General features: G+C 65.6%; 18 protein-coding genes. 8 read left to right on the forward strand and 10 right to left on the reverse strand.

Going from position 1 to position 20,390, the window contains the following annotated elements; all coding sequences use genetic code 11:
• Position 1: 1 nt before the first annotated feature.
• From C8D95_RS14280 to C8D95_RS14300, 5 genes are all read right to left on the reverse strand, one after another.
• Positions 2-1,021 (reverse strand): Ldh family oxidoreductase, encoded by a 1,020-nt coding sequence (locus tag C8D95_RS14280; protein ID WP_109759858.1) that lies wholly within the window; start codon positions 1,019-1,021, stop codon positions 2-4.
• A 4-nt stretch (positions 1,022-1,025) separates the two neighbouring features.
• Positions 1,026-2,549, reverse strand: a complete 1,524-nt coding sequence (locus C8D95_RS14285; protein ID WP_109759859.1) for a tripartite tricarboxylate transporter permease — start codon at positions 2,547-2,549, stop codon at positions 1,026-1,028.
• Between the two features lie 37 nt (positions 2,550-2,586).
• Positions 2,587-3,030, reverse strand: coding sequence for a tripartite tricarboxylate transporter TctB family protein (locus C8D95_RS14290; protein WP_109759860.1), 444 nt, complete (start codon positions 3,028-3,030; stop codon positions 2,587-2,589).
• A gap of 72 nt (positions 3,031-3,102) precedes the next feature.
• Positions 3,103-4,095 carry a Bug family tripartite tricarboxylate transporter substrate binding protein gene (locus C8D95_RS14295; protein ID WP_241239698.1) on the reverse strand — a complete coding sequence of 331 codons (993 nt, stop codon included), beginning with the start codon at positions 4,093-4,095 and terminating at the stop codon, positions 3,103-3,105.
• Positions 4,096-4,148: 53 nt separating this feature from the next.
• Positions 4,149-4,829: a GntR family transcriptional regulator gene (locus C8D95_RS14300; RefSeq protein ID WP_109759861.1), complete on the reverse strand. Its 681-nt coding sequence runs from the start codon at positions 4,827-4,829 to the stop codon at positions 4,149-4,151.
• Positions 4,830-4,930: 101 nt separating this feature from the next.
• Here C8D95_RS14300 and C8D95_RS14305 point away from each other — a divergent pair, with 101 nt between their 5' ends.
• Complete coding sequence (locus tag C8D95_RS14305) at positions 4,931-5,671, forward strand: SDR family NAD(P)-dependent oxidoreductase (RefSeq protein WP_109759862.1); 741 nt, start codon at positions 4,931-4,933, stop codon at positions 5,669-5,671.
• On the opposite strand, the gene C8D95_RS14310 is transcribed toward C8D95_RS14305, so the two are convergent.
• The 4 genes from C8D95_RS14310 to C8D95_RS14325 all read right to left on the reverse strand — a co-directional run bounded on the left by C8D95_RS14310 (position 5,668) and on the right by C8D95_RS14325 (position 10,308).
• Positions 5,668-6,672, reverse strand: a complete 1,005-nt coding sequence (locus C8D95_RS14310; RefSeq protein WP_109759863.1) for an ABC transporter permease — start codon at positions 6,670-6,672, stop codon at positions 5,668-5,670. The genes C8D95_RS14305 and C8D95_RS14310 overlap by 4 nt on opposite strands.
• Positions 6,673-6,694: 22 nt before the next feature.
• Complete coding sequence (locus C8D95_RS14315; protein WP_206508346.1) at positions 6,695-8,191, reverse strand: sugar ABC transporter ATP-binding protein; 1,497 nt, start codon at positions 8,189-8,191, stop codon at positions 6,695-6,697.
• An 82-nt stretch (positions 8,192-8,273) separates the two neighbouring features.
• A complete protein-coding gene (locus C8D95_RS14320; RefSeq protein ID WP_109759865.1) occupies positions 8,274-9,221 on the reverse strand; it encodes a sugar-binding protein in 948 nt (315 codons plus the stop codon).
• Between the two features lie 94 nt (positions 9,222-9,315).
• On the reverse strand, positions 9,316-10,308 hold the full coding sequence (locus C8D95_RS14325; protein ID WP_109759866.1) for a substrate-binding domain-containing protein: 993 nt from the start codon (positions 10,306-10,308) through the stop codon (positions 9,316-9,318).
• Between the two features lie 372 nt (positions 10,309-10,680).
• Here C8D95_RS14325 and C8D95_RS14330 point away from each other — a divergent pair, with 372 nt between their 5' ends.
• The 7 genes from C8D95_RS14330 (at position 10,681) to C8D95_RS14360 (ending at position 16,993) form a co-directional block, all read left to right on the forward strand.
• Positions 10,681-11,421: an ATP-binding cassette domain-containing protein gene (locus tag C8D95_RS14330; protein WP_109759867.1), complete on the forward strand. Its 741-nt coding sequence runs from the start codon at positions 10,681-10,683 to the stop codon at positions 11,419-11,421.
• Between the two features lie 11 nt (positions 11,422-11,432).
• Positions 11,433-12,425, forward strand: coding sequence for an ABC transporter permease (locus C8D95_RS14335; RefSeq protein ID WP_109759868.1), 993 nt, complete (start codon positions 11,433-11,435; stop codon positions 12,423-12,425).
• Between the two features lie 199 nt (positions 12,426-12,624).
• Positions 12,625-13,707 carry an ABC transporter substrate-binding protein gene (locus C8D95_RS14340; protein WP_241239910.1) on the forward strand — a complete coding sequence of 361 codons (1,083 nt, stop codon included), beginning with the start codon at positions 12,625-12,627 and terminating at the stop codon, positions 13,705-13,707.
• 46 nt (positions 13,708-13,753) lie between these two features.
• Positions 13,754-14,644, forward strand: a complete 891-nt coding sequence (locus C8D95_RS14345; RefSeq protein ID WP_109759870.1) for an ABC transporter permease — start codon at positions 13,754-13,756, stop codon at positions 14,642-14,644.
• Positions 14,641-15,432, forward strand: coding sequence for an ABC transporter permease (locus tag C8D95_RS14350; protein ID WP_109759945.1), 792 nt, complete (start codon positions 14,641-14,643; stop codon positions 15,430-15,432). Before C8D95_RS14345 ends, C8D95_RS14350 begins: the two co-directional genes overlap by 4 nt.
• Positions 15,432-16,493: an ABC transporter ATP-binding protein gene (locus tag C8D95_RS14355; RefSeq protein ID WP_109759871.1), complete on the forward strand. Its 1,062-nt coding sequence runs from the start codon at positions 15,432-15,434 to the stop codon at positions 16,491-16,493. Before C8D95_RS14350 ends, C8D95_RS14355 begins: the two co-directional genes overlap by 1 nt.
• Positions 16,494-16,633: 140 nt before the next feature.
• Complete coding sequence (locus C8D95_RS14360; RefSeq protein WP_109759872.1) at positions 16,634-16,993, forward strand: response regulator; 360 nt, start codon at positions 16,634-16,636, stop codon at positions 16,991-16,993.
• Here C8D95_RS14360 and C8D95_RS14365 read toward each other — a convergent pair.
• On the reverse strand, positions 16,990-20,379 hold the full coding sequence (locus tag C8D95_RS14365; protein WP_206508345.1) for a CheR family methyltransferase: 3,390 nt from the start codon (positions 20,377-20,379) through the stop codon (positions 16,990-16,992). The genes C8D95_RS14360 and C8D95_RS14365 overlap by 4 nt on opposite strands.
• Between the last annotated feature and the right edge of the window lie 11 nt (positions 20,380-20,390).

The raw sequence follows: 20,390 nt of genomic DNA on the forward strand, positions 1-20,390 counted from the left end.
CTCAGCCGCCGAGCCGGCGCAGCATCGCGACGCACTCGTCCGACAGATCGAGACCCGATGCCCGAGCTTCGGCAAGACGTGCCAGCGCGCGATCTCCGGGAAGCCGGATCGGAACGCCTTCATCCACCCGCGCCGTCCCGCTCAGGATGGTGCGCGCCTCGTCCAATCGTCCGGCCCGTTCGCGAGCAGGTCGCAACCGTTCCGCGTCGATCAGCGCAACCATCAGTCCAAGCCCCTGGGGGCTGTCCGGCGTCTCGGCCGCATTCGGGATCTCGGTCAGCATCGCGGCACCCGCCAGCGTCGCCAGCATCAGGTCGAGACCAAGGGCGAGGTTCGCCCCCTTGTCGCCGCCGATGGCGCGCAGAATGCCCGTCAGCGCGCGCGACGGATCGGTGGTGGGTCGCCCGTGTTCGTCCGTCGCCCAATCCGCCGGGATCGTCTCCCCCGCTTTGGCCGCTGCCCTGATGCGCGACCGCGAGACGGTCGACAGCGCCATGTCGAGGATCAGGTGCCGCCCGCCCGGGTCGGGCACCGCAAGGCCTATGGGAGCGTTCCCGATCCGCGCCTCACGTCCGCCCGCCGGTGCGAGCATCGGCGCGGTGTTGGTGGTGACGATCGCGGCGAAGCCGTCGTCGGCCGCACGCCGGAGAAGCGGAGCCAAGGCGCCGACGTGGCTGACGCGCCGGACGACCGCCACGCCCGCGCCGCAGGTCCGGGCCGCCTCGGAGGCAGCGAGGCGTGCGCGTTCGGCTATGACCGGGCCAAGGCCGTTCGCCCCGTCGAGACGTCGCAGGGCGGGGGCGGGCGAGACGATCGGGACGACGGCGCGGGCGTCGATCCCGCCGGCCTCGATGCGGCCGACATAGGTTCCGACCCGCGACAGTCCGTGCGTGACGATCCCCATGCCCTCGGCTTCGGCGAGCATCGACGCGGCAAGACCGGCATCGTCAGCCCTCACACCCGCCCGCCGGAACGCGGCTTCCGCAAGCTCCACCGCCTCTCCGTAGGGGAGGCGGGGCATGGGGTCAGCCCCCGGCCTTTTCGGCGTCGCCGGAGCCCCTGCCGAACCGGCCCATCAGCGGCAGAAGGACGACGAGGAACACGGTCACGCCGATGATCCAGAGCGACGGCGCGCGCTCGACGAAGATCATGAACGACCCGCGCGAGATCGTCAGCGTCTGGCGCAGCGCCTCTTCGGCGAGCGGTCCCAGCACCAGCGCCAGCACCAGCGCGGCGGGCGAGAAGCCGTAGAGCCGCATAAAGAACCCGACGAACCCCGCCGCGAACATGATCCAGGTTTCGACGAAGCTCGAATGCACGCTGAAGGTGCCAAGCGCGCAGATCACGACCACGACGGGGCCGAGGATGCGGTAGGGCACCTTGATGATCTGCACGAAGAGTGGGATGGCGAAGATGTTGATGGCCAGAAGCACCATGTTGCCCAGGTACATCGACGCGATCAGGCCCCAGGCCAGTTCCGGGTTCTGCTCCATGAACAAGGGACCGGGACGCATCCCCCAGAGCAGGAAGGCGGCGAGAAGCACGGCGGTCGAGGCCGATCCCGGAATGCCGAGCGTCAGAAGCGGGATCATCGCGCCCGACGAGGCCGCGTTATTCGCCGTTTCGGGCGCGACGAGGCCCTGCATCTCGCCCTTGCCGAACTTCTCGGGCGCCTTCGAGATCGAGCGTTCGAGGGAATAGGCCATGAGCGAGGCGATGGTCGCCCCGGCGCCGGGGATGACGCCGACCACGAAGCCAAGGATCGACCCGCGCACCATGGTCCAGCGGGTCGAGATCCAGTCCTGCGCCGTCGGCCAGAACCTCTCTTCCTTGTCGTACTGCACGATGCCGCCCGTCCCGGTGCGGTGCAGGCCGTTGTAAAAGGCGTAGAACAGCTCGCCCAGGCCGAAGAGGCCGATGGCGACGGGGATGAAGTAGATGCCTCCGATCAGCTCGGCCGACCCGAAGGTATAGCGGCTCTGCCCGGTCTCAAGGTCGACGCCGACGGTGCCGAGCGCGAAGCCGATCAGGGCCGATATCACGCCCAGCTTCCAGTTCTCGCCGATCATCACGATCAGCGTCAGCATCCCCATGACCGCCAGCAGGAAGTACTCGGGCGGCCCGAAGCTGCGCGAGACCTGCCCGAAGAGCGGGGCGAGGATGGTGATCAGGATGACGCCCACGGTGCCTCCCACGAAAGAGGCCGCCGCCTGCATGACGAGCGCCGGCCCCGCGCGGCCGTTCTTCGCCAGCGGGAAGCCGTCGAAGGTCGAGGCGACCGTGGCGCTTTCGCCCGGCGTGTTCAGCAGGATCGAGGTGATCGTGCCGCCGTACATCGCGCCGTAATAGATCGCGGCCAGCATCATCACCGCGCCAATCGGGTCCATCCCGAGCGTCACGGGCAGAAGGATCGCGAGGCCGGCCGAAGGGCCGAAGCCAGGGATGACGCCGACCACCATGCCCACCATCGCTCCCGCGAAGAGGTAGACCAGGTTCATCGGTGTCACTGCGACCGAGAAACCCATGAAGAGGTCGGAGAAGATGTCCATCGGGTCGGCTCCGGGGGGCTGCGCGCGGCGCGGTGTGTCAGAGGATCTCGAACAGGCCCGGAGGCATGCCCGCGTTCAGAAGCTGGTCGAAAAGCAGGTAGACGCCCGTCGGCACGAGGAACGAAACCGCCACGTTTGTGATGTGCCGGCCGCGATTGAGCAGGGCGAGCGCCACCAGAAGGAAGATCACCGTCGCGACGAAACCGCCGAAGAGGCGCAGAAGGACGGCATAGCCGACCGCCAGCACCATCAGCACCAGGACGTCGGACCAGCGCGTCTCCTCCTCGTCCTGGGGCGTGGCCGATCGCATCTCGTCCAGGATGGCCCAGATCAGGGCGACGATGGCCATTCCGCCGATCATACGGGGAAAGAAGCCGGGTCCCAGCCGTCCGGTGCGCGTCATGAAGTTGAGGTCGGCGAAGGCGACGTAGCTGTAGAACACCGCCCCCGCCAGCAGGACGACCAGATAGCCGATGCGCATGGATGTCTGCCCTCGAGAAGGAAAGGCCGGCCACCCTGTGCGGGGTGGCCGGATCGCGTTAGCCGGACGGGTCTACTGCACCGCGCCGACGGATTTCAGGACCTCTTCGAAACCGTTCTTGGTTTTGGTCAGGAAGGTCCGGAAGTCCTCGCCATAGATCACCGTCGGCGTGAGGGTGTTCGAGGCGATATATTCTTTCCATTCAGGGGTATCGACGACCTTCTTCATGGTCTCGATCCACCATTCCTGCGCCTCGGCCGGAGCGTCCGGCGCCAGGATCAGGCCGCGCGGCATCGACACGCCGATGTCGTAGCCGATGTCGCCCATGGTCGGCACGCCTGCGAGAGCGTCCGGGATGTTCTGGCCCGAGAAGACGAGGGGGCGCAGGTCGCCGGATTCGATGAGGCCCAGGATCTCGCCCGGGTTACCCACCATTGCGTCGAGTGCGTTCGACAGAAGGGCGGTCGTCTGTTCGGACATGTCGTTGAACGACACGTAGTCGAACTCGAAACCGGCCGCCTGAGCGAAAAGCGTCGGCACGATGAAGTCGACGTTGACCGTGCCCGTACCGCCGATGTTGATCGGGTTCTCCTTGGCGTAGGCGATGAACTCCTCGATGTTCTGTATCTCGGATGAACCGTTCACCACGAGAACAAGATCGTCCGTGGCCAGAAGCGCCACAGGCGTGAAGTCCTCGGGCGCCCAGCCCGTGTCGGCCTGAAGCGGCGTCGTCACGAAACTGCCCGAGGTCGTCGAGATGCCGTAGGGGTTCCCGGCCTGGCTGGCGAGGTAGCCCCAGCCGACGGCGCCCGATCCACCGGCGCGGTTTTCCACTTTGATGTCACCGGGATAGAGATCGTACTTGTTGAGGATCTCGACGATGCTGCGGGCCATGATGTCGTTGCCGCCGCCCGGTCCGAAAGCGATGGTCCAGTCGAGCGTTTCGTCCGCAGACGGGTAGTCCTGCGCTGCTGCCATCCCGGCAAAGGCGAGGGGCACGGCGACCGCCGCGGCCATCGCCGTCCCGAAGATCCGCCGCGCGGCGGTGTGAGCCATGAAGTTCATTTGGGTCCTCCTCCCTGATTTGTTCGTTGTGGTGCCGTCTTGCGAGACGGTCTTCATCCATTGAGCGTCTCGAGCAGACGCCGCTTGCCGTTCAGGTGATGGTTCCGTCCTTCCGTTCGCGCAGTCTCGACGTCGCCCGCCTCGATGGCGGCGAGGATGCGGCGATGTTCGGCGTTCGAAACGACGAGCGAGGCCAGCCCGTTGAGGACGCGCAGCCGGAAGAGCCGCACCTCCTTGCCGAGCGCCACGTAGAGCGACCGCGTGCGTTCGAGCCCCGCCACGGCCGCGATGTGGTCGTGGAAGGCGAGGTTCGCGGTGAAATAGCTGTCCTGGTCGTCACCGGCGATGAGGTCGTCCATCGTGTCGACGAGGTCGCGCAGATCCGCCCGGATGTGCGCGCCAGGCATCGCGGCCACGGAGGCGCAGAGCTCGCCCGCCATGAGCGCCCGCAGGTCGTAGAGTTCGAGTGCATCCTCGAGGGACAGCTTTCGCACATAGACGCCCTGGTTCGCCACGGCCCGGACGAGCCCCTCACGCTCCAGCGACCTTGCGGCCTCCCTTACCGGACCGCGGCTGACACCCATCTGACGGGCGAGGACGATCTCGTTCAGCCGTTCGCCGGCCTCGACCTCGCCGCCCAGGATCATGCGCTCAAGCTCGTCGCGCACCTCCTGCACGAGGGGGCGCTGGCGGAACCTCTGCGCTGTTTCCGGGGTGCCATTGGCATTCTGCATGACCGGATCACAAGGCAGCGATTGTCGATTGTCAACAATATTCTGTTGAATGATGAATCCCTCAACGTTACTTCGATCCCACGCAATCGGGAGGATACAGCATGGCGAACGGCACTCTGGCGGGGCGCACCGCCTTCGTTTCCGGCTCTGGCCACAACATTGGTCGCGCGATCTCGGTCCGTCTCGCGGAGATGGGATGCAACGTCGTCGTCAACGGCTCGCGGGACGAAGACGCCTGCAAGGAGACGGCGCGTCGGGTCCAGGCGGCAGGCGCGTCGGCCCTCGTTCTGATGGGCGACATGGGCAGCGCCGGGGACGTCGAGCGGATCGTGGCCGCAGCCCTCGAACGGTTCGGGACGGTCGATATCGTCGTGAACAACGCGGCCCGCCGTCCGCACAAGCCGTTTCTCGAGACGACGGACGAGGACTGGGACGCGGTGATCGACGTGGCGCTGACAGGGGCTTTCCGAGCCTGCCGGGCGTTCCTGCCCGGCATGGTCGAGCACGGCTGGGGGCGGATCGTCAACTTCGCCGGGATGAAGGCGATCCACGGCTATTTCGAGGGCGCCCCGATCTCGGCCGCAAAACACGGGGTCTGGGGTCTGACAAAGGCGTTGTCCGAAGAGTTCGCGCCCAAGGGGATCACCGCGAACATCGTATCGCCGGGGCAGATCAGGTCCGAGGATGTGGACGCCGACGACCCGTCACGGGCGGCGAAGATTCCCGCCGGCTTCATGGGCACGCCCGACGACATCGCCGCGACGGTCGCCTTCCTCGCCTCGCCCGAAGCGCGGTTCCTGACGGGGCAGATGATCGCGGTGAACGGCGGGCAGGAGACCTAGCCGCCGCTCGGCTCGGCCCGCCCGGCGTTCAGCGAGGCAAGCGCCGCCGCCTGTCGTTTCGCAGTTCTGTAGCGCGCGAATTGCGTGTCCGCGATGACGCCGATCAGGATGACGCCCCCCATCACCGCGAAGTTCAGCGACGACGGGATGCCGAGCAGGTTCACGAGGTTCTGGAGCACCTGGAGGAGGATCACGCCCAGGACGACGCCCACAATGGAGCCTTCGCCGCCGCGCAGGGAAAAGCCGCCGAGGACCGCCGCCGCGATGGCGTAAAGCTCGTAGAAGCTGCCGTGCGAGGCAGGGTGGATCGACCGCGTGTACATGGCGAAGAACACCGCCGAAAGGCCGGTGAGGACCGAGCAAATGACGTAGGCCAGGATGATGACGCGCGTGGTGTTGATACCGGCAAAGCGCGCCGCCTCCTCGTTCTTGCCGACAGCGAAGAGGTGGCGGCCGAAGACCGTCCGGTGCAGCAGGAACCACGACGCCACGGCGACGACTCCGAAGGCGACGATGGAATGCGGCACGCCCGAGGTGCGGCCCGAGATCACCCATTCAAGCCAGGGGAAACTGTCTCCGAAGGAAAATCCGGCGGTGCCGTCGGCGGTGTAGAAGCGTGCGATGCCGCGATAGATCAGAAGGCCGCAGAGCGTCACGACGAAGGGCTGGAGTTTCATCTTCGTGACCAGGAGGCCGTGCAGAAGGCCGATCACAGCCCCCAGGACCATCACGAGGACCGTTGCGATGGGCCAGGGCACACCCTGGTTCACGATCATGTCGACGAAAAGGACGCCGAGAAGGGCGATGACCGAGCCGACCGACAACTCGATGCCCGCCGTCACGATGACGAAGGCCTCGGCGATCGAGAACAGGCCGAACAGCCCGATCAGGTTCGCCGTGTTGGCGAGGTTGATGGGCGAGAGGAACCTGGGGTTCAGGGCCGCGACCACCGCCGCCACCGTCAGGACCAGCACCGCCAGCCCGATATCCTTCTTCTGCACCGTCCGCGTCTCCCGTCCTGCGTCAGCCTACTGCCAGCCGAAGGATGTTCGGCTCGCTTATCACGTCGTGGTCGAGGATCCCCGCCACGCGGCCCGCGCTCATCACCGCGACCCGGTCCGAAATGCCGATGACCTCTTCCATGTCGCTCGAGATCATCAGGATGCCCACGCCGGTGTCTGCGAGCGCGCGCATCAGCGCATAGACCTCGCGTTTCGCACCGACGTCGATGCCGCGCGTCGGCTCGTCCATGATGATGACCTTGGGGCTCATCGCGAGCCACTTCGCGAGAACGACCTTCTGCTGGTTGCCGCCCGACAGCGAGGCGACGGCGCCGTCGAGCGTGGCGGTCTTGATGCCGAGCCTGTCGCGCGAGGCCGTGCCGAGGTCGCGCTCGGCGGGTCGGTCGACGAACCAGCCGCGGCGAAGGCGGCCGAGGTTCGGCAGCGAGATGTTTTCCCTCACCGCGAAATCGAGGATCAGCCCTTCTTCCTTGCGGTTCTCGGGCACGAGGCAAAGACCCGCGGCGATGGCGGAGGCGACGGAATCGGGCGCAAGGGTGATGCCACTGACGCGCACCTCGCCTCCGTTGCGGGGGTCGATGCCGAAGGCGACGCGGGCAAGTTCGGACCGGCCAGCGCCGACGAGCCCCGCCAGACCCAGGATTTCGCCCCCGTACAAGGTAAGGTCGACCTTCGAGGATGGATAAGCCGTCGTCGAGACCGCGCAAAATTCGAGGACGGGCGCCGTGCCCGACGGTGCGATGCGCGAGGCGTCGCGGCCGATGTTCCGGCCGATCATCAGTTCGACCATGCGCGGTTTCGAGATGTCCGCGCGCGGCAGGTCGCCCGCGTTCTTGCCGTCGCGCAGGACGACGACCCGGTCGGCGACCTCCTCGATCTCGGCGAGACGGTGGCTGATGAAGAGGACCGCGACACCGTCGTCACGCAACTGCCGCATGACGCCCAGAAGGCGCGCGGTCTCGGAGACGGTGAGGCTGGAGGTGGGTTCGTCGAAGATGACGAGCCGGGCCTTCATCGACAGCGCCTTCGCGACCTCGAGGATCTGCTGATCGGCGAGCGACAGGTCGGCGGCCGAGTCCTCGGGGGCGAATTTCGCGCCGAGGACGTCGAGGATGGGGCGCACGGTGCGGACCATCGCGGCCTGGTCGAGCGTGCCGAAGGGGGCGCTGACGATCTCGCGCCCGAGAAGGATGTTTCCCGCTACGTCGAGGTTGCCGAAGGTGTTCAGCTCCTGGTGGACGAAAGCGATGCCGAGGTCGTTGGCCTCGCGGGGCGTCAGGGCCGCATGGTCGTGTCCGTCGACGGTGATCGTTCCGGCGTTCGGGGCGATGGTGCCGCCCAGGACCTTCATCAGCGTGGATTTGCCCGCGCCGTTCTCGCCGATCAGGCCGACGATCTCGCCGCCGGTCAGCGACAGGTTGACCCTCTCCAGCGCGACGACGCCGGGATAGACCTTCGTCACGTCGGTCAGCGAGAGCGCGATGGGAGGCTTCGTCACGGATCTTCCTTGCAGGATGAAACGGGCTGCGCGTGACGAGTGTCTCGCCCGGCGCAGCCCGCCGCAAGCGGGGAGGACACCGCTATCCCGAAATGCGCGCCTTCAGTTCGGCCTCGAACGCGTCGACGTTCGACTGGTCGATGACCTTGGTCGGCACGATGATGAGCCCGTCAGCCGGCACGCCAGAGGTGTCGCCCTCCAGGTAATCGGCCATGAGGTGCATGCCCTGATAGCCCCACTGGTAGGGATCCTGAACCACCGTCCCGGCAAAGGAGCCTTCGCGCACCGCGCCAAGCGTCACCGGATCCTCGTCGAAGGCGATGACGGTGATTTCACCCAGTTTTCCAGCTGCTTGCAGGGCTTCGTAGATCTTGGGCGGGTTGTAGGAATAGAAGCCGACCATGCAGTTGATGTCCGGGTTCGCCGCCAGCACGTCATCGACGTTCGAGCGCGCACGGGCGAAGTCCACGTCGTCGCCGCGCACGTCGACAAGCTCGATGCCCGAGCCCTCGACCGCCTGGCGGAAACCCGCGATGCGCTCGACGGCGTTGTCGGCGCCGAGGAAGCCCACGAAGCCCATGCACTGGCCTCCGTCGGGTAGCGCTTTCTTGGCGATCTCGCCCGCCTGCACGCCGGCGTCGGTGTTCGACGAGCCGAGGTAGGCGATGCGCTCGCTGTCGGGCGCGTCCGAGTCGGTGGTGAAGAGCGGGATCTGGCTCGCGATGCGGTTGAAGGCGTCGATCGACGTCTTGGGATCGACCGACGAGATCATGATGGCGTCGGTGCCTGCGGCCACGAGGTCGTCCATCAGCGCGTTCTGAAGTGCTGCCGTCCCTTGCGCGGGATAGCGGAACTGAAGGTCATAGTCGGGCAGCTCGGCCTGCGCTGCGGCGACACCGGCCTCGGCCAGCTTCCAGAAGTCCGAAGCCGCGTTGACCACGAAGGCGAGTTGCGGCTTGTCCTGCGCCGCAGCGCCGGTAGCCAGTGCCGCGGCCATGCAGGTCGTGGCGAACGTTCTTGCGAATGTCATTTGTTCCTCCCTGACCGGGGTTGTCCCGGGTCGTCGTGTTGAGCGTGTGAGGCGGGGCCCGGCCGATGGGGCCGGACCCTGCCTTGTCCTGCGATCAGTTGTCCTTGCAGAACCCCGGATCGTCCTGGTTGCAGACGTCGAGCCCGGTGTAGAGCGGATCCTCGACCGTCTGACCCTCGATGAGCTGGATCATCACGTCGGGCGCCTTGTAGCCCATCTCGAACGGACGCTGGCCGACCTGGGCGTGGCTGCGCCCGTCGCGGAAGGCTTGCGTCTGCGGCGGCAGGGTGTCGCCCGCGATGATGATGAGCTCCTTCGAGTTAAGCTTGTCCATCACCTGGTCCGTGACCTGCGAATAGGCCTGCGGCGCGAACTGGGCCCAGCCGCCGACGAGGATGAAGGCGTCGAGGTCGGGGTTCGCGATGAAGGTGTCCGCCATCTGCTGGTTGGCGAGGTCGGCCTGGTCGTTGGTGAAGACCGGGCAGCCCTCGATCTCGGTCCAGCCGCCTTCGCCAGCCAGACGCTCGATGCCTTCGGCGCCGCCCGCGGTGTCGCGGAACCCCTGCGCGCGGGCGTTGATGTTGTCCGCGGCGACGTTGCCGAGCTGGAGGCAGACAGTGCCGCCTTCGGGCTTAAGCTTGGCGGCCTCCTCGGCCATCTTGACGCCCATGAGGTAGTTATCGGTGCCGAGATAGGTGGTCCGCAGGTCGCGGTCGGCTTCGAGGAAGTCGGCGTCGATGGTCATCACGGGAACGTCCGGTGCGATCTCGCGAACGCGGTTGGCCATGGCGGGCGCGTTCGACGGCGAAATCGCGATGGCTGCGACGCCGGACGTCAGGAGGTCGTCGACGATCTGGACCTCGCCGGCCTCGTCAGCCGAAGACGCCGGGCCGGTATAGAGGCATTGGTATTCGCTGTCGGCGTTTTCGGACATCCACTTCTGGCAGCCGAGGTTGATCTGTTCGAAGAACGGGTTGTCGAGACCCTTCACGACGATGGCGAGGGTCTTCTTGTCCTGTGCCTGCGCCGCGGTGGCCAGCGCCACGAGCGCCGTGGCCGTGGCCAGATATGCGATGGTCGTCTTCATTGATAGTGCTCCCTGTCTTGTTCCGGTTTCTGGTTCATCCGTGCGCCCGGGCGGTGCCTGGGTGTCGAATTCCTGTGGAGCCCTGCGGCCTTGAAAGGCGGCGGGAGCTCAGTGTCGGTTCGCCAATGATGAAAGGCTCTGCCGCTGCGCCGCTTCCGTCAGAGAGCGGCTTCAGACGCACGATCGCAGACACTCCGAACCCTCCCCAGTCTTGGCGCCGTCGACGTTTTTCAATAATAATACTATTTACTAATATTATTCCGTCAAGCTACTAATTCTCCACTTCGGACGACGCGGAAGCGGCTTCCGATGCTACAAGAACGCGAGAGGGGCGGCTTGTCCGGCCATCGCTGCGGAAGGGGAGGAGGACAGATGTCACGACTGAGGCTTTCCGGCATATCCCGGAGTTTCGGCGCCATTCAGGCGCTCGACGGCGTCTCGCTGGAGCTTGCGCCCGGCGAGGTCATGGGCCTGATGGGCGACAACGGGGCGGGCAAATCGACGCTCGTGAAGATCATCGCGGGCAACTACCGGCCGTCAAAGGGCGAGATTCGAATCGACGACAAGCCGGTCGAGTTTCACCGCCCGATCGACGCGCAGCGCGCGGGCATCGAGATCGTTCACCAGAACCTCGCGCTTTGCGATCACCTGACCGCGGCCTCGAACGTCTTTCTCGGGCGCGAGCCCATGAAGCGCTTTGGCCCGATCCGCGTCATCGACTACGACACGATGCGGTCGACCTCGGCAGGCCTCTTCGCGCGGCTCAAGTCCGAGACGCGGCCGCGCGACGTGGTGCGGCGGATGTCGGGCGGCCAGAGGCAGGCCGTGGCCATCGCGAGGACGCTTCTGTCGGAGGCGCGCATCGTTCTCCTGGACGAACCCACCGCCGCGATCTCGGTCCGGCAGGTGGCCGAGGTGCTGGATCTCATCCGCAACCTGCGCGACCACGGGATCAGCGTCATCCTCATCAGCCACCGTATGCCGGACGTCTTCGCCGTCGCGGACACCATCGCGGTCCTGCGCCGCGGCAACCTCGTCGCCGCGAAACGCGCCGCCGACAGTTCGCCGGAAGAGGTCACGGGCCTCATCACCGGCGCTATCGAATACGCCTGAGGGAGAGCGACATGACGGATACACTCGAGCAGGTCATCGGACGGGCGCAGCATCGCTCGTCCTGGTCGCGGGTCGCCAATCTCCAGGTCTTCTGGGTCTTCATCGCGGCCGTTCTGGCCTGCGTCGCCCTCAGCTTCATGACCGATGGCTTCGCCACGCAGCGAAACCTCTTCAACGTCGCGCGCAACTTCGCCTTCGTGGCGATCATCGCCATCGGCATGACGACCGTCATCGCCTCGGGCGGGATCGACCTGTCGGTGGGCTCCATCGTCGTGCTCACGGCCATGGTGATCTCGGTCCTGATGGAGGGAGGGTATTCCTTCTGGCTGTCGGCCATCGCGGCTCTTGGCGTCGCCTTGGTCGTGGGAGCGATCAACGGAACGCTGATCGCCTATGCCGGGATGCCGGCCTTCGTCATTACGCTGGGGATGCTGTCGGCGGCGCGGTCTGCGGCCATGGTGCTGTCGAACAACAAGATGATCTACCAGTTCGGGCCGGACCACGACCTGCTGCTGTGGATCGGGGGCGGATCGACGTTCGGCCTGCCGCATCCGCTTTTTGCGTTGATCGCGCTGACGGTGGTGATGACCGTCGTCTACCGGTGGACACGCTGGGGCCAGTACGTCTTCGCCATCGGCTCGAACGAAGAGGCAGCGACCCTGACGGGGATCGCGGTCAAGCGCATCAAGGTGACCATCTACATGTTCTCGGCCTTCACCGCAGGGTTGGCCGGCATCCTCATGGCCGGTTGGCTGGGAAGCGTGACGACAAATTTAGGGACGGCGATGGAGCTCACGGTGATCGCCGCCGCCGTCATCGGGGGCGCGAACCTCAACGGAGGAGAAGGCACGGCGATCGGCGCCGTCGTCGGCGCACTTTTGATCGAGGTTATCCGCAACTCGCTGATCCTGCTAGGGATTTCGACGTTCTGGCAGGGCATGTTCATCGGCACCTTCATCGTCGTCGCCGTGTCCTTCGACCGCATCAGGCACAGGCAGAACTGACGCGATCCGGCGCGCTGCCCGGCAAGTCCGGGCAGCGTCATCATAATTTCAATTGAGGCGCGCCGGATTCCGGGGTTTTGTAGGCGCACTGCGCGGCCTGCACGACTCCACGAGATCTCGTGCCGGGGGGCCGGCCGACGCTGCTGCATACGAACAGGGAGACACCACTATGAGAACGACAACTCTGCGAGTGATCGCGGTGACCTCGGCGCTGGCCATTGCGGCCGCGACGCCCGTCGCCTCGCTTGCGCAGTCGATGGACGAGCTTGCGGCCGCGGCCGAGGCGGAAGGCACGCTTTCGACCATCGCCCTGCCGCACAGCTGGTGCGGCTATGGCGACGTGATTGCGGGCTTCAAGGCGAAGTATCCGAACATCACGGTCAACGAACTGAACCCTGATGCGGGTTCGGCGGACGAGCTTGAGGCGGTGCGCGCCAACAAGGACAACACCGGACCGCAGGCGCCCGACGTCCTCGACGTGGGCTTCGCCTTCGGTCCGCAGGCCAAGGAAGAGGGCCTGACCCAGCCGCACAAGGTCGCGACCTGGGACACGATTCCCGACGACGCCAAGGACGCCGATGGCCACTGGTACGGCGACTATTACGGCGTGCTGTCCTTCGTGGTGAACACCGACCTCGTCGAGAACGTGCCGCAGGACTGGGAAGACCTTCTGAAGCCCGAGTACGCCAACTCGGTGGCTCTGGCGGGCGATCCGCGCGCCTCGAACCAGGCGATCCTCGCGGTCATGGCGGCGGGTCTCGCGCGCGGCGGTGAGGCCGGCCAAGGCTCGGGCGAAGCCGGGCTCGAATTCTTCAAGGAGCTGAACGAGGCCGGGAACTTCGTGCCCGTCATCGGCAAGGCGGGCACCATCGCCCAGGGCGCCACGCCCATCGTGATCGCCTGGGATTACAACGGCCTTGCATGGCGCGACACACTGGCTGGCAACCCGCCGCTCGAGGTCGTGGTACCGGCGTCTGGCGTCGTCGCGGGCGTCTACGTCCAGGCGATCAGCGCCTATGCGCCGCAGCCGAACGCGGCGAAGCTGTGGATGGAGTATCTCTATTCCGACGAGGGTCAGCTTGGCTGGCTGAAGGGATACTGCCACCCGATCCGCTTCAACGACCTCGCCCAGTCCGGCAAGATCCCGCAGGAACTGCTGGATGCCTTGCCGCCGGCCGAAGCCTATGAGGCGGCCGTGTTCCCGACGCTCGACCAGCAGGGCGGCAACAAGGATGCGGTGACCGGCGGATGGGATTCCGTCGTCGGCGCGAACGTCCAGTAGGACGATCCGGCCCCGCGATCCTTCAGGGTCGCGGGGCCGACCTTCGATGACCGATCTCACCCAACAGTCAGCGCCAACCGCGCGCCCGCGCAGGCCCATGCCGCTTGCATGGCTCGGCATGGTGCCCTTCACGCTGTTCGCGGTGCTGTTCCTGATCCTGCCCACCATGAACATCGTCGTCGGCGCCTTCCAGACGCCTGACGGCACGCCCACGTTCCGGAACGTCCTAAACCTGTTCCAGCCGTCGATCCTGTCCGCCTACTGGATCTCGATCCGCATCTCGGTGGCCTCGGCGCTGGCAGGCTGTCTCATCGGCTTCGCGATGGCGGCAGCGATCACCTTGGGCGGGCTGCCGCAGTGGATCCGGGGGCCGCTTCTGACCTTCTCGGGCGTCGCGTCGAACTTCGCGGGCGTACCGCTGGCCTTCGCCTTCCTCGCCACCCTGGGGCGGCTTGGCCTCGTCACCGTGATCCTGAAGGACTGGTTCGGCATCAACATCTACGGGCTCGGCTTCAACCTCCTGTCCTTCTGGGGCCTGACCCTGGTCTACCTGTTCTTCCAGATCCCGCTGATGATCCTCATCATCACGCCCGCGCTGGACGGGTTGAAGAAGGAATGGCGCGAGGCGGCCGAGATCCTGGGCGCCTCGGGGCCGCAGTACTGGCGCATGGTCGCGTTGCCGATCCTTCTGCCGTCGCTTCTGGGGACCTTCGCGCTGCTCTTCGCCAACGCCTTCGGGGCAGTTGCAACGGCCTATGCGCTGACGGGCTCGTCGCTGTCCATCGTGCCGATCGTGCTCTTCGCCCAGATCCGCGGCGACGTGCTTCAGGATCCGCACCTGGGCTATGCGCTTGCCTTCGGCATGATCGTCGTCACCGGAATTGCCAACGGCATTTACGTCTGGCTGCGGGCCCGGACCGAGAGGTGGACGCGATGAAGGCGCCCCGCGTCTGGTCCTGGATCGCGCTGACCCTGGGGCTTCTGTACTTTTTCCTGCCCCTCATCGGAACCATCGAGTTCTCGCTGAGGAAGCGCCGGGGTGAGTATTCGCTCGACGCCTATCGCTGGGTTTTCGAGGATCCGAAGTTTCGCGAGACCTTCAGCTATTCGGTCGTGATGGCGCTTTTCACCATCGTCGTGGGCGTGCTGATCGTCGTGCCGACCGCCTATTGGGTGCGGCTCAAGTTTCCGCGGCTGAGACCGCTCGTCGAGTTCGTGACGCTCCTGCCGCTGGTCATTCCGCCCATCGTCATCGTGTTCGGCTACATCCGGCTCTACAACACGTCGTCGTTCCTGCCGCTTACCGGCACGGCCTCCGGGACGAACCTGCTTCTGATGATGGGCTATGCGACGCTGTCCTTGCCCTACATGTACCGCGCCGTGGACACCGGGCTTCGGACCATCGACGTGCGCACGCTGACCGAGGCGGCGCAAAGCCTCGGCGCCAACTGGCCCACGATCATCGGCAGGGTCATCATGCCGAACGTGCTGGTCGCCGTGATGTCGGGCGCTTTCCTGACCTTCGCCATCGTGATCGGCGAATTCGTCATGGCGGCCCTTCTGAACCGTCCCGCCTTCGGTCCCTATCTTCAGCTCATCGGCGCGAACCGCGCCTATGAGCCGGCCGCGCTGGCCGTGATCGCCTTCTCGATCACCTGGATCTGCATGGGCCTGATCCAGCTTGCCACTCTTTTGACCCGCCATTCCCGTCCCCCGAGGTCCTGATGTCCTTTCTCGAAATCGAGCACCTCGAAAAGTCTTTCGGCTCCGTAAGGGTCGTGAAGGACTTCAACCTTCCGATCGAGAAGGGCGAGTTCGTCTCGCTTCTGGGGCCCTCGGGCTGCGGCAAGACAACGGTGCTGCGGATGGTCGCCGGGTTTGAGACGCCCTCGACCGGCTCGATCCGGATCGACGGGCGCGACGTGGTGTCGCTTCGTCCGAACCAGCGCAACATCGGCATGGTGTTCCAGTCCTACGCGCTGTTTCCGAACCTGACGGTGGCGCAGAACGTGGCCTTCGGGCTGAAGGTCAAGGGCGTCAAGGTCGCCGACCGAACCGCTCGCGTGGCCGAGATGCTGAGGCTCATCGGACTTGAGGGCTATGACGACCGCTATCCCTTCCAGCTCTCCGGCGGACAGCAGCAGCGGGTCGCACTGGCGCGTGCGCTGGCGGTCCAGCCGCAGGTCCTTCTGCTCGACGAACCGCTGTCGGCGCTCGACGCCAAGATCCGCGTGAGCCTTCGTGAAGAAATTCGCGACATTCAGCGACGCCTCGCCATCACGACGATCTTCGTCACCCACGATCAGGAAGAGGCGCTGTCGATTTCGGACCGCGTCGTGGTGATGAACGGTGGCGTGGCCGAACAGGTGGGTCAGCCGTTCGAGATCTACAACCGACCCTCGACACGGTTCGTGGCCGAGTTCGTCGGAACGCTCAACCTGATCGAGGCCAGGGTGCTTGACCGCGACAGCGGCCGCATCGGGATCGGCTCGCGCGAGGCAAGTCTCGGACGGCCGCTTACGTCCGACCGGCTGACGCTGGGGATAAGGCCCGAAGCGCTGACGCTCGGCCGCGCGGCCGACCGCGACATGGTGCTGGAAGGCCGGATCGACGACGTGCATTTCCTCGGCTCGGTGATCAGGATTCAGGCCACCGTCGCAGGCGAACGGGTGATGCTCGACACCTTCAACCGACCCGGCACACCGCCGCCCGCGCCGGGGCAGGCGGCGGAGTTCTCGGTGCATCCCGAAGACCTTCTCGTGCTCGAGGGCGAGAGATCGCCGTGAGTTGCGCGCGCGCCTCTGGCAAGTCCGTAGCGACGATCTAAGTCGACCGTCGGGGCGGTTGTTTCGAGGCAAGATGGTGTCAGTGAAAATCGGACCGGGACGAAGCGGAGAGGCCAATCGCCCATCCGCGAGGGTGGCATATGAGTGACCTCGTTCTGGTGGTGGATGACGAGGCATTGATTGCTCTCGATCTTTCGGCGACCGTTGAGCAAAGCGGCCGAAAGGTCCTGGGTCCCGCCTTCAGCCTCGATCAGGCGCGCAGTCTCATCGCCCGGCAGACGCCCGAGCTGGCGATCCTGGACATCAACGTCGGAAACGAGGTCGTGTGGCCGCTGGCGCGCGAGCTGTCGGGTCGCGGATGTGCGGTGATCTTCATCAGCGGAGACGGGCGTCAGCGCATGGACGTGCCCGAATTCGCCGAGGTTCCCTGCCTCGAGAAGCCGACCACGCCGCGCGACGTCATCGAGGCGCTCGATACCGTCGTGGGCATGCGGGACTAGACCAGCTTCGGGAAGACGAGCGTGCGGCGGAAGCCCTCGTCGGTCTCCTCGCCTTCGACGGTCGCGCGAAGCTGAAGCGCCGTTGCCTCGATCAGCGCGGTGCCGAAGCCGCTGCCCGAGCTTCTGGACCTGTCCTTGCCACTTTCGATCCACTCGACGCGGACGGTATCCTCGCCGTCCTCGACGCGAACCGTGACGATGCCGTCAGGCACGGTCAGGGCCCCGTACTTCGTCGCATTCGTCGCCCACTCATGGAAGATCAGCGCCAGAGACGTGAGCTGCGAGGTGTCCACCTCGAGATCCAGCCCTTCATAGACGAAGGATTGTTGATCGCGGGCCGGTTCAAGCACGGTCTCGACAATACCCCTCAGCGTCGCCTGACGGACCTCGGTGCCTTCGTTCGTCAGGGAATGGGACTGCCCGAGCGCCCTGATGCGCGACCGCAGTTCCATCGCGAAATCATCCACGTCCTGCGCTTCGCGGGCGCAAATCGAGACAAGCGCCGAGATGATGGCGAAGAGGTTCTTCAACCGATGGTTCATCTCGCGGATCATGAGCTCGCGCTGGCTCAGAAGCTCACGCTCGGCGGTGACGTCGTAGGTCACGCCGATGAACTTGCGCCCGCGATGGCGGAAGTGCCGCTTGCCCAGGCCGTGAAGCCAGCGGCGACGCCCGCCACCAAGGGGGATCGAGAAGACCTCGTCGAAATCGCGGGTGCCGTCCATCGCCTGCCGCAGCGCCGTGTTGACGCGGTCGCGGTCCTCGGCGGTCATCCTCGACAGGATCCGCTCCATCGTGTCGCCTTCGCCTTCGCCGAGGTTCAGAAGCCAGCGCTCGGTCTTGTCGAGGCGGGTGAAGTCGGTATCGGGTTCGTACTCCCAGATGCCGATGCGCGCGACCTCTAGCGCAAGCCGCAGGCGTTCACGTTCTTCCTCGAGGTCGCGGGCGAGAGCGAGCGTCTCGGTCACGTCGGTTAGCACGAGGATGGCACCGTCCGTGGACCCGTCCTTCTTCTTGTAGGGCGTCGCGCGACCGAGGAATTCGCGTGTGCCGTCTGACGAGGTGGCACGGAATTCCGAGCTTGTGTCCTGCTTCGCCGCCTGGGTGAGGCGTTCGACGAATTCGCTGTCTGTGAGGTTCGCTTCAAGCTGATCGAGCGCGGTGCCATCCTTGTCTCCGGCGCCGGGAAACACCCGGTCGACGGACGAAGACGTGCTTCGGACCCGCAGATCGCGGTCCACGACGACGACGACGAGCTCGGTCGAGGTGAAGAAGTTCGTCAGGTCGGCGTTGGCCACTATAAGCTGGTCGACCTTCGTCTTCAGCTCGTCGTTGACGGTGGTCAGCTCCTCGTTCGTCGACTGAAGCTCCTCGTTCATCGACATCATTTCTTCGTTCGAGCTCTTCAGCTCCTCGTTCGTCGTCTCGAGTTCCTCGATGGCCGTTCTCAGCCGATAGCGCGTCGCCTGAAGCTCTTCCTCCAGATACCGGACCTGTCCTTCCTCGGGACGAACCTCGAGATAGTCGTCGGTGTCGATGGGCGTCAGCTCGCCACTTTCGCGAATGACCAGGAGATAGGCATCGTCGTCGATCGGCTCGCACATGACGTTGACGGTCATCAGGCCGAAGTCGGTATGGACCTCGACGTCGCGCACGATCGCTCGGGCCGCGCCCTTGACCACGTCGCGCAGGAGACCGCCCAGGACGTCACGCAATCCGGCACGGGCCAGGCTCGGGACATGGACCGTCCGCTCGATCCTGTCCGGAAAATCGAGGTAGCGGCCGACCTTGCCCCATCTGCTCAGGAGGTTTCCCTCGGCATCGACAAGAAGGCTGACCGGTGCATAGCTTTCGGCGATACGCCTCAGGGCATCGGCTTCGGCCGAGACCTCGCGTCGCTGCGACATGACCTGATCGCTGAGGCCCGGCAGGCGTTCGGCCCGGCGCGCGCGGGGCTGCGCGATCTGGAGGTTGTAGCGCCCCTGCACGGTCCGGCGAAGGAACACGCGGGCCGACTGGTCGACAACCTCGAACAGATCCTCATACCGCTGGATCGCCTCGGACGAGCCCAAGAAGAGAAATCCGTCCTGGCGGAGCGCGAAGTGGAACAGCGGCACGACCTGCCGCTGCAGCGTCTCCTCGAAGTAGATCAGCAGGTTCCGGCACGAGATCAGGTCCATGCTGGAGAACGGCGGGTCCTTGATCAGGCTGTGCAGGCTGAAGCGCACCATGTCCCGGATCTTCGGAGCGATGACGACGTGCTGGTTGTTGCCGATGGTGAAGCGCTGCCGGTATTCGGCCGGAATGTCGCTGAGGGAGGACAGGGGATAGGTGCCTGAGCGCGCGATGGACAGCATCTTCTCGTCGATGTCGGTTGCGAAGATCTGGACGTTCAGCCGCCGGTTTCTCTTCTCGATCTCGTCAGCGAAAAGCATGGCCATCGAGTAGGCTTCCTCGCCGCTGGAGCAGCCGGCGACCCAGACGCGGATCTCGTCGTCTTCCATCGCGCGTTCGACAAGGGGCGCCACGACGATCTCGCGCAGGGCTTCGAACTCGTGGGTGTCGCGGAAGAACTTGGTGACGTTGATGAGAAGGTCGCTGAACAGCGCCATGCACTCGCCGTCGTCCTTGTGGACGCGGTCGGCATAGGTGGTGGCGCTGTCGATGCCGAGGACCTGCATCCGCCGCGCCACACGCCGGGCCATCGTCGAGCGCTTGTAGCCCGAAAAGTCGTGTCCCGTGGCCTGCGACAGCGATTGGCACAGGTCCTCGAGGTGGTCGACGATCTCGGCCGGTCCGCCGTTGGGTTCACCCGGCTGGAAGTTGAAGAAGCGCCGAAGATAGCTCAGCATTTCCGACGGCGGGGCGACGACGTCGACAAGGCCTGTCCGCATCGCCGAGACCGGCATCCCGTCATAGCGCGCCGTCTCGGGCTCCTGCGCGAGGCAGACGCCACCGTTTTCCTTGATCGCGCGCAGGCCGCGGCTGCCGTCGCCTCCGGTGCCCGACAGGATCACGCAGGCCGATAGCGCACCCACATCCTCGGCGAGGCTTTCGAAGAAATCGTCGATCGGGCGGCGCAGGCCCCTCGGGTCAACGAATTCGGTCAGATGAAGCGTGCGGTCGCCGACGACAAGGCCGTGGCCGGGAGGGATGACATAGACGTGGTCGGCCTCCAGCGCCTCGCCGCCCTCGGCCTGGCGGACGTGCATGGACGTATAGCGCTCGATCAGTTGCGCCATGAGGGATTCGTGGTTGGGGTCGAGGTGCTGGATGACCACGAAGGCCATTCCGGTCGTTCCCTTGTATCCCGCGAAGAGTTCGCGCAGGGCTTCCAGGCCTCCGGCCGAGGCGCCTACGCCAATGATGGGCAGCGACGTGTCCATGTCGTTCCGTG

It is taken from the genome of Silicimonas algicola (assembly GCF_003148765.1).
Classification (GTDB): Bacteria; Pseudomonadota; Alphaproteobacteria; order Rhodobacterales; family Rhodobacteraceae; genus Silicimonas; species Silicimonas algicola.

Bases quoted from the DNA above. Each gene is read 5' to 3' on its own strand.
- C8D95_RS14325 (WP_109759866.1), bottom strand. From the start codon at position 10,308: ATGAAGACGACCATCGCATATCTGGCCACGGCCACGGCGCTCGTGGCG.
- C8D95_RS14335 (WP_109759868.1), top strand. From the start codon at position 11,433: ATGACGGATACACTCGAGCAGGTCATCGGACGGGCGCAGCATCGCTCG.
- C8D95_RS14290 (WP_109759860.1), bottom strand. From the start codon at position 3,030: ATGCGCATCGGCTATCTGGTCGTCCTGCTGGCGGGGGCGGTGTTCTAC.
- C8D95_RS14320 (WP_109759865.1), bottom strand. From the start codon at position 9,221: ATGACATTCGCAAGAACGTTCGCCACGACCTGCATGGCCGCGGCACTG.
- C8D95_RS14345 (WP_109759870.1), top strand. From the start codon at position 13,754: ATGACCGATCTCACCCAACAGTCAGCGCCAACCGCGCGCCCGCGCAGG.
- C8D95_RS14305 (WP_109759862.1), top strand. From the start codon at position 4,931: ATGGCGAACGGCACTCTGGCGGGGCGCACCGCCTTCGTTTCCGGCTCT.
- C8D95_RS14355 (WP_109759871.1), top strand. From the start codon at position 15,432: ATGTCCTTTCTCGAAATCGAGCACCTCGAAAAGTCTTTCGGCTCCGTA.
- C8D95_RS14360 (WP_109759872.1), top strand. From the start codon at position 16,634: ATGAGTGACCTCGTTCTGGTGGTGGATGACGAGGCATTGATTGCTCTC.
- C8D95_RS14280 (WP_109759858.1), bottom strand. From the start codon at position 1,021: ATGCCCCGCCTCCCCTACGGAGAGGCGGTGGAGCTTGCGGAAGCCGCG.
- C8D95_RS14295 (WP_241239698.1), bottom strand. From the start codon at position 4,095: ATGAACTTCATGGCTCACACCGCCGCGCGGCGGATCTTCGGGACGGCG.
- C8D95_RS14330 (WP_109759867.1), top strand. From the start codon at position 10,681: ATGTCACGACTGAGGCTTTCCGGCATATCCCGGAGTTTCGGCGCCATT.
- C8D95_RS14365 (WP_206508345.1), bottom strand. From the start codon at position 20,379: ATGGACACGTCGCTGCCCATCATTGGCGTAGGCGCCTCGGCCGGAGGC.
- C8D95_RS14300 (WP_109759861.1), bottom strand. From the start codon at position 4,829: ATGCAGAATGCCAATGGCACCCCGGAAACAGCGCAGAGGTTCCGCCAG.
- C8D95_RS14285 (WP_109759859.1), bottom strand. From the start codon at position 2,549: ATGGACATCTTCTCCGACCTCTTCATGGGTTTCTCGGTCGCAGTGACA.
- C8D95_RS14350 (WP_109759945.1), top strand. From the start codon at position 14,641: ATGAAGGCGCCCCGCGTCTGGTCCTGGATCGCGCTGACCCTGGGGCTT.